We start from the raw sequence: 14,105 nt of genomic DNA on the forward strand, positions 1-14,105 counted from the left end.
ATGGTAATGAAAACTATTCTTTATATCGAGGACAACCCCTTGGACATTGAGCTGACATTGGAAGCATTAAAAGAAAACAGAATTGCAAATCCAATCGTTGTAACCCGTGACGGTATAGAAGCGTTGGAATATTTAAGGTTTGAAGGCCCCTTTAAAGACAGAAAAACAATGAATCCCAGTATGATTTTATTGGATTTGAAAATGCCAAGAATGAATGGGCTGGAATTCCTAACAATTGTTAAAAAAGATGCGAAATTCAAGCACATTCCTGTTATTATGCTGACGTCCTCCCGGGAGGAAAAGGATTTAATAAAAGGGTATGACTTGAGAGTAAATGCCTATATTGTAAAACCGATTGATTTTTCTTCTTTACTAGATATGTTAAAACAGCTGACGGACTTTTGGTTGATTATCAACGAGTTGCCCCATGAATAGAGGGAACTTATGACGTGCAAAAATGACAAGAAATGTCCATTGCATATACTGTCCTTGGAAGATTCCCCCATGGATGCTGAACTTATAAAAGAGTATTTACTTGAAAATTTCGGATCCGAAATCCAAATCAATGTGGTCACAAATGAGGCGGATTTTATTTTAGCGATATCTAAAGATACGTATGATTTGATTCTTGCGGACTTTATTTTGCACGGGTTTGACGGGTTCGCGGCACTGGAGCATGCTAAATCGATATGCCCATCCACGCCGTTTTTATGCGTATCCGGGTTCATAGGAGAAGAATCCGCCGTGGAACTTTTGAAGCAAGGCGCGACGGATTATATTTTAAAAAATAAATTGGGACGTCTGAAATATTCTATGGAAAGAGCGCTGAAGGAATCAAAAGATCAGAATGATCTAAGGGAAGCCAATTTATCCCTTATTAAAATCGGGGAACGATATAAAACCCTGACACAAACTTCAATTGACGGGTTCTTTATTTTGGACATAGAGGGCCGTTTTTTGGAAGTCAACGACGCCTATTGCAAAATAAGCGAATATTCCAGAGAGATTTTACTCTCCATGAATATCAACGATTTGGATTTTGATGAATCGGACAAACAAACTGACGCACGTGTCCAAAAGATTATCGATAAAGGATGGGATCAATTTAACAGCAGACATCGTAAAAACGATGGAACATTCTTCAACGTACACAATAACATCACTTTTATACCAAACGAAAAATTATTCATCTGTTTCGTTCATGATGTCACCGATAGGCAAAAGGCTGAAGAAGAAATCCTTCGTTCAATTAATCATGACCATCTTACGGGGCTGTACAACCGAAGATTTTATGAAGAAGAATTAAAGAGACTTGATACAAAAAGAAACTTTCCTCTAACTATTGTTATGGGTGATATAAACGGATTAAAACTGATCAATGATTCCTTTGGACATACCATGGGTGATGAGCTTCTCAGGAAAGCAGCAGGAGTGATAAACCACGCATGCCGAGCTGACGATATTATTGCCAGACTCGGAGGGGATGAATTTGTTATTATACTGCCTAAAACGGATGCTTTTGAAACAGAACGAATCATTAAACGTATCAAGGATTTGTCCTTAAAAGAAAAAGTAGGCAACATTGAAATTTCTATTTCCTTTGGTTACGCAACAAAAAGCAACGAGGAAGAAAATCTTCAAGAGATATTTAAATATGCTGAAGATCGTATGTATCAGCATAAGCACTCTGAAAGTCTTGGCGCTAGAAGCAAAACAATAGACTTGATTTTGAATACGCTCTACAAAAAAACCAGCATAGAGCGGTCGCATTCTATAAGAGTTAGTGAAGTCTGTGAAGCTATCGCAACCAAGATGGATTTTAATGAGAATGATGTTTTTCAGATTAGAACAGCTGGACTAATACATGATATAGGGAAAATGGAAATTGATGAAAAAATTCTCAATAAACCCGGAAAGCTGAGCAAAGATGAATGGGAAAAGAAGCAGAGACACCCTGAAATAGGGTATCGAATATTAAGCGCGGTCATTAAATTTCCTTTAATAGCAGAGGATATTCTTGAGCATCATGAAAGATGGGATGGAAAAGGATATCCGAGAGGTCTTAAGGGCGAAGAAATTTCATTGCCTTCAAGGATTATTGCCGTTGCAGATTCCTATGATGCTATGACTAGTGATAGGACTTATGATAAAACTTTGAGTGAGGAAGAAGCCATAAACGAAATAATGAGATGCTCCGGCACCCAGTTTGATCCAGATGTTGCCAAGGTATTCATTGAAAAGGTTTTAGGGCAAAAGTGGGAACAGCTTAACAAAATATAAATAAATGTTTAGATATGTTTCCAAAATTATGTCATCGCACGCGAGTTACAGAAATTCGGAAAGGATCTACCTCAATGGATACCATTCAATTCGCAGAACTTGCCACCGAGCATTTGCCGGTGGTCTTGGATATCTACAATCATTACGTATTGCACACGACTGCGACCTTTCACTCCCATGTACTTTCAATGAACGAAATGAAAGATCTGGTGATTTTCGAGAGTCCGGTATATAAGACTTTCGTCATATTCCAAGACGAAAGTCTATGCGGCTACGTGCTATTGACCCAGTTCAAAAAGAGGGAGGCATACGACGGCACTGCCGAGGTCACCATCTATCTGAAAAGCGACTTCACCGGCAAGGGGATCGGAAACCTCGCGCTCGATTTCATCGAAAGCTACGCTTCCACAAAAGAACTGCACGTCCTCTTGGCGACGATTTGCGGAGAAAACGCCGCAAGCGTGAAGCTTTTCGAAAAGTGCGGATACACAAGGTGTGCCCGCTATAAAGAAGTTGGAAAAAAATTCGGAAAATCGCTGGATGTCGTCGTCTACCAAAAAATAATCGATTGTTAGGAACAAAGAGTTGAGCATCTCTTCGCGTATCGACAAGCTACCGGTCACTCCCCTTCTTAAGAAAATACTCCTCCTCACCGGTATCGGCTGGATGTTTGACGCCATGGATCAGGGGATGGTTTCAGGCGTTATGGCGACCATTGGAAAAAGCTGGGCCCTCACCGCCGGTCAGCTCGGATTACTCGGCAGCATCAGCATGCTCGGCATGGCGGTGGGCGCAGCAATTTCGGGTATGGCCGCCGATAAATGGGGCCGCCGTAACATTGTGATGCTCACGTTGTTGATTTATGGATTCGCCAGTATTCTCTCGGGATTTTCCACCAGCTATTACATGCTGCTCGGTTTGCGATTCATCACCGGATTCGGACTCGGAGGAGAACTCCCGGCAGCGTCAACCCTGGTCAGCGAATTCTCACCGAAAAAAATTCGCGGTCGCAACGTCATCATTCTCGAAAGCTTCTGGGCATGGGGTTGGATACTTGCAGCCCTCGTCGCTTTTCTCCTCATACCGATTTATGGATGGCGCATCGCGTTCATCGTCGGCGGTATACCCGCATTATTCGCCGCCGTTCTGCGCCATCAAGTGCCTGAATCACCGCGCTATCTCGAACGCGCAGGACGCACCGACGAAGCTGAGGCACTCGTGAGCATCATGGAGTCTCAGGCAGGCATTCAACCCTCGACATCGGCCGCACACTCTACGCCTGGAATATCCGATCAAGGAGTTGCGGTTTCGGCACGACCGCATGTCGCGTTTTCGGATCTATGGAAACGCAAGTATCTCCGCAGCACCATCGTCTTGTGGGTGGTATGGTTCGGAATAAACTTCGGATACTATGGCTTCGTTCTCTGGACGCCGACATTGCTCGTGGCACAGGGGTTTAACCTCGTAAAAAGTTTCGAGTTCACCCTCATAATGTGCTTGGCGCAATTGCCCGGTTACTTCAGCGCCGCATACTTGATAGAAAAAATCGGACGGAAGAAGATTCTCGCCGTCTATTTTGCCGGAACAGCCGTAGCCGCATGGCTTTTCGGGCACGCCGGAAACGTCACAGAAATCCTGACTTTCGGCAGCCTCTTGTACTTCTTCAGCCTCGGTGCATGGGGCTGCGTTTACGCTTACACTCCGGAAATGTACCCGACTGCATTTCGCGCAAGCGGTGCAGGTTGGGCGGCGGCGTTCGGGCGCATAGGCGCGTTCATTGCGCCGTTCATCGTGCCGGTAATCTATGAACTTTACGGAAAGAAAACCGGTTATTCATACGTGTTCATTCTCCTTGCAGGAGTATTTGCACTCGTGGCACTCGTAGTGGGAATCTTCGGTCGCGAGACCATGGGGAAATCACTGGAAGAAATAAGTGAATGATTTTGAGTTATCCCGCGATGGCTCGCCTTGCAATACGTGCACAACGAGAGCATGATGAAAGGGCGTAATTGCATTCTGCCGACCTATTTCGAAGGTCGTAATTCGGATATTATTGCTACGTAATCACGAAATTCAGTGTTCCATATTGTAGCAATATACCCTCGATGTGTAAGAAATTCTTTCAAAAAGAAATCTCCTACAAAAAATTCGGCAGCGCTCTGTCTTGCCACAAGAAAGAAGGTACTCGCATTGTCAGGCAATAAGAAATTAAAAGTCGGTATCGGCTTTGCCACCGGAAGAAAAAACTTCCAGGATGTCCTTTCGACCGACATCTACAACTGGAAAGAATCCGGTCTCGTCGACAATGCCGACGTCAGCCTCAACATCTTTGTCGCATACGATCTCACCTACAATGAGACCAAGAGCGAAGATTACACCGACATCCAGCAGAAACTCAAAGACCAACTTGACGACATCGTCTTCATCGATAAGAACAACATGACAAAAGAGATCAATCGTCTTGTCCATGAAGGTGTCATCAAAACAAACGAAGCGATTAAAATCTTTGAAAAAGGCTATGCGGGACAACGAAATGCGATACTTTACTACGCATTGAAAAATAATATCGACTATCTGATTTTTCTTGACGACGATGAGTATCCTTTAACGGTCGCCGACACCAAGCGAACCGCTTTGTGGGGTGGCCAAGAAATCCTTTCCACCCACCTCGAATACATAAGCCAAGCAGATGTCACGCATGGCCACCACTGCGGATATGTTTCGCCCATTCCCAACATCGAATTCGATGAAACACTGAATAAAGATGATTTCCGCCTATTTATCGAAGCGATCAGCAACGACATCATCAATTGGAGTTCGGTAGAGCGGGTCATGAAAAACGGTGGCGTCACTTATGCGGACACCACGATACTTTTAAACGACGTGGCATACGAAGTGCCCGAAATCAATCATGCAAAATTCATCTCGGGCTCAAACCTTTGTATCAATCTGACCGACGCGAAGCGCGCTTTGCCCTTTTACAATCCGCCGGGAGCACGGGGAGAAGATGCGTTCCTCAGCACCTTGCTCACCGACAGAACCGTCCTATCGATTCCTTGTTATACGTTTCATGACGGATTTTCGACCTATCACCATCTGCTGGAAGGCGTCTTGCCGACCAAACTGAAATTCATTTCATCCGACGATGAAAAGAACGTCAAAAGGTTTTACGACGCATGTATCGGATGGGTTCGCTATAAACCGTTATTTCTCTACATCACCCAACCTGAAGAATATGAAAAACTGATTGATGACATGAGAGTACGTCTCGAGTCGACCATCCCCAGTATTTGCGAGTTTTTTTCTGAACCTGCTTTTGAAAACATCTTGGTCGAACTGGACAAATATCACAAAAACGTCAAAAAACATTATCGTGAATTCATCGAGACCCAAGCCCTATGGAAAAAAGTCGTCAATCAATTCGCAAAGCCCCTCAGAGAGAGCAAATCATCGACGCCGGATCAGCATCATAACGATAGTCCAGCCGTCCATGTGACAGACCTCGACTATTCTTTACCGGTCCAGTAATCCTCGGCCTCGTTTTCCATTTTTGCAAGGCGTGTGTAATAGTCGGGATACTCGTTGAGGTGTGCCAGGGCGATCTTGCCGGTGGTCTTCGGGTCATCGTCTGTCACATCGGTGTGCGCATCGACGCGCCCGTGTTCCAATTCGACATCCATGCCCATCCTGAATTGCTCGACGTCATATTTATCCCACGTTATACCGAGCTCGGCGCCTATCGTCTGTGCTTCTTCCGCAGAAAAAACCTTTTTCTCCGTCATGAGCAAATCCTTTCTCGAAGAACTTATTATTGAGGTCAGGATAGTCGTGTCGTCCACCGATATCCAGCAGTATGTGGAACAGCAGCGGACGCAAGATTAAGAGCCAAGACCTTTGCTATCCATCCCTGCCCTGAACGACGGGGCTTTTCGCAAATTATCCGGTAAACTGTTTAGAAGTAACTTAAACATATTGTTGAAAGGTGGCAGTTCCGTCCATGGACCAGAATTTCTCCCGAGCGCAAGCTCTCGATCTATTACAAAAGTACAATAAAGAGCCTTTCCATATTCAGCACGCGCTGACTGTGGAGGGCGTCATGCGCTTCTTCGCGCAAGGGCGCAGTTATGATGATGAAAAAGAATTTTGGGGACTCGTGGGATTGCTCCATGACATCGACTTCGAACAATATCCCGAGCAGCACTGTGTCAAAGCGCCCGAACTCCTCAAAGAAATCGGTGCGAGCGATGAGTTCATTCATGGGGTGGTGAGCCACGGATATGGAATGTCGGGTTCCACCGTCAAGCCTGAGCACGAAATGGAAAAGATTCTTTTCGCCACCGACGAGCTCACCGGCCTCATCGGTGCGGCGGCGTTGATGAGGCCCTCCAAAAGCACACAAGACATGGAACTGAAAAGCTTGCGAAAAAAATACAAGGACAAAAAATTTGCCGCAGGTTGCGACAGAGGAGTCATCGAGCAAGGCGCGCTGATGCTCGATATGGAGCTCAACGATTTACTCGAAGCGACCATCTCGGCCATGCGCAGTTGCGAGCAATCCGTACACGACGAAACTCAATCGCTTACGCGGTAATGCCGTTTATTTGATTTGACATCTCTTTCTCAATCTCCTAACATATGAACATATGCTCACATGTTAGGAGATTTTATGTCACCATCACCTTCCGAGGAAACTCTTTACGATTTAGCCGAACTCTTTAAGATATTCGGAGATTCGACTCGCATTAAAATTCTTTATGCGCTCTCCGAAAGAGATTATTGTGTCAGCGATCTCGCCTGTAACCTCGGCATGACGCAGTCGGCCGTTTCGCACCAGCTCCGAGTCTTGAAAAACGGTCGGCTCGTGCGCGGCGTCAGAAAAGGGAAAACAATTTCCTACGCTCTGGCCGACGACCATGTTTTCACCATTCTCGACCAAGGTCTTTCCCATATCGGTGAGGTCGCACCCCGCCCCGTCGACGAGGACCTGTTGTTCTTTCCTCCCGAGACGGAGGTGTGAACGATGTCTGACTGCAGTTGCTCTTCATGCGAAACGACAAAAAACAGTCGAACTTCGTCGAAAATAAACGATGAAATCCAGAATCATGAGCTGAGAAACCGCGGCATAACCATCGGAATCGGACTCATTTTGTCCGTTGCCGGCTACCTGTTCCAATCGACCTCGCACCATTCTCTGTCGATTGCCTTGTATGTCGCGGCACTGGTGATATCGGGCTATGACATCTTTCTCAAAGCAGCAAAAGGCCTCATTGCATTCAAGCCTTTGAATGAAAATTTCCTCATGTCCGTCGCCTCCATCGGAGCATTCCTCATCGGTCAGTATCCCGAGGGAATCGCCGTCATGCTGTTCTACCAAATCGGCGAAACTTTCCGGGAACAAGCCGTCGCAAAATCTCGCACGTCGATCAGTGCATTGATGGATATTCGACCCGATACGGCACACCTCATGGCGACACCGCAGGAAGTCTCGGCAGACATAAGTCTCACCACTTCCGAAAACCTGTCACAGTTCGACACGACCTCTCCGGAATGTATCGCAGTCGGTTCCCTCATTTTGGTCAGACCCGGAGAGCGAATCCCACTTGACGGTCGCATAATTTTCGGAACTTCTCCGGTTGACACCTCCATGCTGACCGGCGAGTCGCTCCCGCGCACCATCGCCCCCGGTGATGAGGTCATGTCGGGATTCGTCAATGGATCAAATGCCATAAAGATTTTAACCACCTCCACATACGACGATTCAGCCGTCGCAAAAATCTTGGAGTTGGTGGAAAATGCCGGCGACAATAAATCGACTTCGGAGCAATTCATCACTCGTTTCGCACGCTATTACACCCCCGCCGTCGTTGCGGCCGCGCTCGTGCTCGGAATTGTAATCCCCTTGATTCTAAAAATTGCAGGAGTGCCTGTATCGTTTGATGATTGGATTTACCGGGCGCTCGTATTTCTTGTGATTTCATGCCCTTGCGCACTCGTAATTTCTGTACCGCTCACCTTTTTCGGAGGAATCGGCGGAGCATCACGAAACGGAGTGCTCATTAAAGGAGGTCGAAGCCTCGAAGCGCTCGCGAAGGCCGATACGATCGTGTTCGATAAAACCGGCACGCTCACCACGGGATCGCTTTCTGTGGTAAGCGTCGTGCCCTATGAAAACAGGGCTTCGCGTAGCCTCGACGCCGAGGGCCCTTACTACACACGCCAAGAAATCTTGCGGTTCGCCGCACTGGCCGAGGCGCACTCGAACCATCCCGTTGCAAAATCGATTCGCGATGCAGCGCAATCCGAAAATCTGCTTGAAGGAGAATCGAACGCCTACCGAATCACCGACGTGACAGAACTTGCCGGCCTCGGTATCGAGGCTCGAGTCAACGAGAATGTCATTCGCGTCGGAAACGCCCACCTCGTAAAACAGGCTCTCGGATGCGCCACCGAGCTGTTCGATGCGTTCGGTGATAGTGCACTTTCACCGGGACAAAGCGCACATTTCGTGCTGATAAACTCGAAACCCGCCGGATGGATCATAGTATCCGATACCTTGCGGGAAGACGCTCGCAAAGCCATTGCATCGCTGCATGAACTGGGGATCCGAAAAATCCATATGCTTTCGGGGGATATGAAAAGTGTGGCCGATGAGGTCGGACGCGCGCTCGGAATCGACAGCGTCCACTCCGAGCTCCTCCCGGAAGATAAGGTTTCAATAACGGAAGAATTGATGGCCCGTGAAGAAAACCGCGGGAACCTGGTGTTCATTGGAGACGGCATAAACGACGCGCCCGTCATCGCGCGTGCGGACATTGGAATCGCAATGGGTCATTTGGGATCGGATGCCGCCATCGAAGCTGCAGATATCGTATTGACCGATGATCGTCTGACCAATATCCCCCTTTCCATCATTCTGGCTAAAAAAACCGTACGCATAGCATCGGAAAACATTATCCTGGCGCTATCAATTAAGAGTATGATTTTGGTGTTAGGCGCATTCGGGTATGCCTCGATGTGGGCCGCAGTTTTTGCCGATGTCGGCGTCTCCGTGCTCGCCATTTTCAATGCTCTTCGTGCTCTTAAAAAACTTTCTTTATGAATTTCTTTATAAATGAAACATGCTCGTAGAAGTTCCATCTTCCACCGGGGACCATCACGTTGAATACGGTGCATAGCCGAAACGATACTTTACGAATCGCATCCGGTAATGAAAGAGGTGAGGGAAAAATGAACGTCACATCGACCGGTTTGGAGCGCGGATATTTCTTCGACCGATTCGGAAAACGGGGTAATCAAAAGAATTCCTTCGGGAAAGTAGACTATTCAATACCGTTCTCGATCGCAGAAGCACCGAAGGACACCGGGTCTTTCGCCTTTTGGCTCGAAGATAAGGATGCGATTCCGGTTTGTGGCTTTTCTTGGATTCACTGGGTTGGAGCCAATCTCAACCGTAGTACGGTCGCGGAAAATGAATCCATCTCGAACTCGCACTTCATACAGGGCGCGAATTCCAATGTTTCGCCTCTCGCAGGCGCTCATTCAATCGAAGAATCCAGCTACTATACAAGCATGTCCCCACCGGACACGGACCATCTTTACGAACTCCATGTATTCGCACTCGACACCATGCTCGATCTCGGCTCCGGTTTCTTTCTCAATGAGCTTTACCGTAAAATGCAGGGGCATGTGCTCGATACTGCCACACTTTCCGGATATTACCGCGCTTGAGAGCCGCAAAAGCTCTCTTGAAAAACGACTCTATGCAGGCGTTCCCCGCGTGTTTCGAGTCGTTCGTGACAGGGGAATCCCCTCTTTGCATTATTGAAAATTTTATACACCGAATCCCCATAAATAGACTAAACTTATAGAAAGAAAAGAGTCTTTTCCTTTTTTCACATTTTCACATTATAAACGGGCGTTTGAAAGGAGCTTGCATCGCCCACCCATTCTATATTTGGAAGGGTGCGAAAAAATTGTCGGAAGACATTTTCTTCGTTACCAAATTATCGATTTGCTTTAGAAGAAGGAGGTGTATGGCATGACGAATGCGGGTATCTCATTTTATGAGAAGCTCGAGAAGCGTGGTGTATCGCGTCGTGACTTTTTGAAGTTTTGCGGCTCGACCGCTACAGTTCTCGGCCTGTCCTCAGCTATGGTGCCATCGGTTGCTGCAGCAGTCGAAGGAGCAGCTGAATCAGGGCTAACCCCTGCGCTCTGGATTAACGGTGGATCATGTACCGGTTGTTCAGAATCTATCGCTCAAGCCACCTACCCGAACGTCGCCGACATTGTCTTGGATTTGCTTTCTATCCCCTCTCAGGAGACTATCCAAATGGCAACCGGCGAGTATGCGGAGCAAGCAATTGAAGCTAGCCACGAGGCTAACAAAGGTAAGTACATCTTGATTGTAGAAGGTGCAGTCATGACAGGGCTTGGCGGAAACACACTTCGTGTTGCCGGTAAACCGTTCATCGAGGAACTCAAAACCCTCGCAAAGGATGCCGCAGCCATCGTCGCCGTCGGCTCGTGCGCCGTTGACGGCGGTTGGGTGCGTGCGCATCCAAATCCTGCAGGCGGTACCGGCGTTTCCCAGTATCTCGCCTCCGAAAGTATCGCGACACCTGTCGTCAACCTTCCCGGTTGCCCTGTCAATCCGGAGGAGATCACCGCAGTCGTCATCGATGTATTGATGCTCGGCGGACTGGAAAAACTCGTACCGAAATTGGACAAGTACGGTCGTCCCAAGTATCTTTACGGACAGACCATCCATGACAACTGCCCCCGCCGCGGACACTTCGAGAACGGTGAATTCGTGTATGAATTCGGTTCAGAGGAAGAAGCGAAGGGTTATTGTCTCTATCCGCTGGGTTGCAAAGGTCCTCAGACCAAGCGTCGTTGCCCGATTACCCGTTGGAATGATCAGACTTCATGGTGTGTCGAGTCCGGCGGACCGTGCATCGGTTGCGGTAGCTTTAACTGGGTCGACAACAACGCTCCGTTCCGCGGACGCTATCGCCGTGTCGGTCAAGGAGTCTTCGGCCTACAAGGCGGCGGCGTAGAGCCCACGAAACTTGCAGCCGGAATCGGTGCGGTTGCGGCAGTCGGTCTTATTGCTCACGGATTCGGTATGAAAGCAGCCGGTCGTATCGGCAAAAATGCCCATCTCGAAACCGAAACGGTCAAAGAATGGGACGCTAAGCACCAAAAGAAACAAGGAGGTGCTTAAATCATGGCCAATACCAATATCGTCATCGACCCACTGACCCGAATCGAAGGTCACCTTCGCATCGAGGCAGTTGCCGAAAACGGGGTCATCAAGGATGCATGGGTTGTAAGCACGCTGTACCGTGGAATGGAAACAGTCCTCAAGGGTCGCGTCCCAACCGACGCGTTCTATGTCACCCAGCGTATTTGCGGCGTTTGCCCTACCTCGCACGGTCACGCATCTTCAATGGCCGTCGAAGCTGCCGCAGGTCTCACGATTCCGAACGGAGCCCGTTTAGTTCGTAACATCCTCGAGGCGGCAGAATTCGTACACAGCCACATCCTGTGGTTCTACACCTTGGCCGCACTCGACTATGTCAACCCTGCGAAAGCTTTGCAGGCAAACATCGCCGACACCTACGCACTCGCCGAGGCCGCAGGGACCAAGACTGCTGACTTCAAGGCCGTCCAGGATCGTCTCGCAGCGCTTGTCGCCGGCGGCGATCTCTCAATCTTCAGCAATGGTTGGTGGGGCATCGATCCTGTCAAGAACCCCGCTGAAGCCGACGCACTTTATGCGACTGATATGCCTGCAGAACTTCACCTCATCGGTGTCGCCCACTATCTCGAAGCACTCGAGATGCAAGCTGAAGCCGCTCGTATCATGGCCATGCTCGGAGGAAAGTTCCCCCACGTCATGACCTCGGTCGCCGGCGGTACCGCTTGGGTTCCGACCGAAGAAAAAATCGACGACCTCCTCTATCGCTGGAAGAAAGTACGCGATTGGGTCTGGGGTGCAATGGTTCCCGATACCCTCGCCATCGGCGGTTTCTACAAAGGCGCGCTGTCTTACGGCGGCGGCTGTGGAAACTTCCTCGCATGGGGTGCTTTCAACCGTGAGGATCAAAAGGCCGAGAATCGCTATCTCCCGCAAGGCATAATCAAGACCGCCGAAGGACTTACCGTATCTCAGCCGAATGTGTCCAAGGTCAAAGAGTACGTCGAGCACTCATGGTATGCCTCTCCCTCCGGTCTCAACCCGCAAGAAGGTAAAACCAAGGCAATCAGCGAGTGGACGGATAAAACGTACGACCTCGAAGGTAAGTACTCATGGACCAAAGCTCCTCGCTATGACGACGCACCGATGGAAGTCGGTCCGCTCGCTCGTATGCTCGTCGGCTATCTCAGCCCCGAAAACGAGAGCAACAAGGCCATCAAGGGCATTGTCGATTACGCTCTCGGTAAGCTCGGCACCAATGATCCGACCGTCTTGGTATCCTTGCTCGGTCGTGTAGCCGCCCGTAACTTGGAAGCTGCACTCATCTGCGACTGGGCTCTCGAGTGGGTCACCGAACTCGTCGGAGTAGTCAAAGCCGGCGATGCGAAGTTCTTCGAGCCTTATGAGGTTAAAGACGGCTCAGGCGCCGGCCTCTGGGAAGCTCCTCGCGGCGCAGTCGGACACTTCATCAACGTCAAGGGTGGACGTATCGATAACTACCAAGTTGTCGCCCCCTCGACATGGGACCTCTCTCCTCGTGACAAGAGCGGTGTTCTCGGACCGATGGAACAGGCTCTGGTAGGTACTCCAGTCGCCGATGTCGAGAAGCCGATTGAAGCTGCACGTATCGTTCGCAGCTTTGATCCTTGAGTCGGTTGCGGCGTTCACGTGATTGAACGCGAAACCGGTAAAACAGGCACGGTCTACTCTCGAAAGTGGGGTGTTTCATAATGTCGCACAAGCCACTACGCGAAGGTACTCCAATGCCGTTTCTCATTACGCACTGGATTAACGTACTGTCCATGTTCTTCTTGATTTTGTCAGGATTCTACATCCACTTCCCGCTCTTCGGTGGGTTCATGGGATGGGCTCGTGGCACGCACTTCTTCTGGATGTTTGTCATTCTCATTAACTTGTTTGCTCGTATCATCATGAGCTTCTTCGTTAAGTCTGCAAACCAACTTGCTTCACGCAAGAAGGAAACAGACATCAAGAACTGGCTTCCCCAGACGGAAAACCGCCATCAGCTCTGGCCGACCGTGAAGTATTACCTCTTCATGAAGAAGGACTACCTCATCTCGGCAAAGTATGCTTCCTTGCAAAAGATTGCCTACTTGATGGTTCCCGTGTTGATTCTTCTTGCGGGATACACAGGCTTTTGCCTGTGGCCCGTCACCCAAAACCTCGGGTTCTTCCAGGCCGGAATCAATATGATTTCAGGATGGTTTGATCCGGGCGCGGGATTTGGCGGCGGCGCATTGATGCCCGTTCGCATCGTACACTACTGGATTATGTGGGGCATTATCTGCTTCACCATGATTCATGTCTACCTTGCAAATGTCTACACCTTTGCTCCCACCAAGCTCATCTTCGCTTGGATTGAAGATCCGACCGCAGAGGTACATGAGGCTTAAAGACTTGTTTCGGTCTCAATGGATTCGCAACATTTGAATCATCTGCACTAAAAAACGACGCGTCCGAAATGGTGTGAACCCCGTTTGTTGGACGGGATAAATAAATCCTCAAGCGGCGTTTTGGGACTGAGTCCGGTAATCCACCGGGCTCAGTCCTTTTAGTTTAAGCTGAATCCTTTCTGTGTTGTACCACTTGATATAGTCATGAA

At 48.7% G+C, this 14,105-nt stretch carries 13 protein-coding genes and 1 pseudogene; 12 read left to right on the forward strand and 2 right to left on the reverse strand.

What is annotated here, in order from left to right:
* The 5 genes and pseudogenes from JJE36_05845 to JJE36_05865 all read left to right on the forward strand — a co-directional run bounded on the left by JJE36_05845 (nt 1) and on the right by JJE36_05865 (nt 5,691).
* Nucleotides 1–435, forward strand: coding sequence for a response regulator (locus JJE36_05845; protein MBK5211813.1), 435 nt, complete (start codon nt 1–3; stop codon nt 433–435).
* Nucleotides 436–504: 69 nt separating this feature from the next.
* The gene (locus JJE36_05850; protein ID MBK5211814.1) at nt 505–2,280 is read left to right on the forward strand and encodes a diguanylate cyclase; all 1,776 of its coding nucleotides are present in this window, start codon (nt 505–507) and stop codon (nt 2,278–2,280) included.
* 74 nt (nt 2,281–2,354) lie between these two features.
* Nucleotides 2,355–2,855 carry an N-acetyltransferase gene (locus JJE36_05855; protein ID MBK5211815.1) on the forward strand — a complete coding sequence of 167 codons (501 nt, stop codon included), beginning with the start codon at nt 2,355–2,357 and terminating at the stop codon, nt 2,853–2,855.
* 91 nt (nt 2,856–2,946) lie between these two features.
* A complete protein-coding gene (locus tag JJE36_05860; protein MBK5211816.1) occupies nt 2,947–4,221 on the forward strand; it encodes an MFS transporter in 1,275 nt (424 codons plus the stop codon).
* A gap of 249 nt (nt 4,222–4,470) precedes the next feature.
* Nucleotides 4,471–5,691 (forward strand): annotated as a pseudogene (locus JJE36_05865) (hypothetical protein).
* 95 nt (nt 5,692–5,786) lie between these two features.
* Here JJE36_05865 and JJE36_05870 read toward each other — a convergent pair.
* Nucleotides 5,787–6,062 carry a hypothetical protein gene (locus JJE36_05870; GenBank protein ID MBK5211817.1) on the reverse strand — a complete coding sequence of 92 codons (276 nt, stop codon included), beginning with the start codon at nt 6,060–6,062 and terminating at the stop codon, nt 5,787–5,789.
* 215 nt (nt 6,063–6,277) lie between these two features.
* Here JJE36_05870 and JJE36_05875 point away from each other — a divergent pair, with 215 nt between their 5' ends.
* From JJE36_05875 to JJE36_05905, 7 genes are all read left to right on the forward strand, one after another.
* Complete coding sequence (locus tag JJE36_05875) at nt 6,278–6,871, forward strand: hydrolase (protein ID MBK5211818.1); 594 nt, start codon at nt 6,278–6,280, stop codon at nt 6,869–6,871.
* A 60-nt stretch (nt 6,872–6,931) separates the two neighbouring features.
* Nucleotides 6,932–7,297 (forward strand): winged helix-turn-helix transcriptional regulator, encoded by a 366-nt coding sequence (locus JJE36_05880; protein ID MBK5211819.1) that lies wholly within the window; start codon nt 6,932–6,934, stop codon nt 7,295–7,297.
* 3 nt (nt 7,298–7,300) lie between these two features.
* Nucleotides 7,301–9,379, forward strand: a complete 2,079-nt coding sequence (locus tag JJE36_05885; GenBank protein ID MBK5211820.1) for a heavy metal translocating P-type ATPase — start codon at nt 7,301–7,303, stop codon at nt 9,377–9,379.
* 128 nt (nt 9,380–9,507) lie between these two features.
* Nucleotides 9,508–10,008, forward strand: coding sequence for a YbhB/YbcL family Raf kinase inhibitor-like protein (locus JJE36_05890; protein ID MBK5211821.1), 501 nt, complete (start codon nt 9,508–9,510; stop codon nt 10,006–10,008).
* Between the two features lie 310 nt (nt 10,009–10,318).
* A complete protein-coding gene (locus JJE36_05895) occupies nt 10,319–11,506 on the forward strand; it encodes a hydrogenase small subunit (GenBank protein MBK5211822.1) in 1,188 nt (395 codons plus the stop codon).
* Between the two features lie 3 nt (nt 11,507–11,509).
* Complete coding sequence (locus JJE36_05900) at nt 11,510–13,132, forward strand: nickel-dependent hydrogenase large subunit (GenBank protein MBK5211823.1); 1,623 nt, start codon at nt 11,510–11,512, stop codon at nt 13,130–13,132.
* 113 nt (nt 13,133–13,245) lie between these two features.
* On the forward strand, nt 13,246–13,896 hold the full coding sequence (locus JJE36_05905; GenBank protein ID MBK5211824.1) for a cytochrome b/b6 domain-containing protein: 651 nt from the start codon (nt 13,246–13,248) through the stop codon (nt 13,894–13,896).
* Nucleotides 13,897–14,004: 108 nt separating this feature from the next.
* Here the strand turns inward: JJE36_05905 and JJE36_05910 are convergent.
* On the reverse strand, nt 14,005–14,105 hold a 101-nt coding region (locus tag JJE36_05910; protein MBK5211825.1), incomplete at its 5' end, for an IS3 family transposase.

The organism is Coriobacteriia bacterium, from assembly GCA_016649875.1.
GTDB lineage: Bacteria > Actinomycetota > Coriobacteriia > WRKU01 > JAENWW01 > JAENWW01.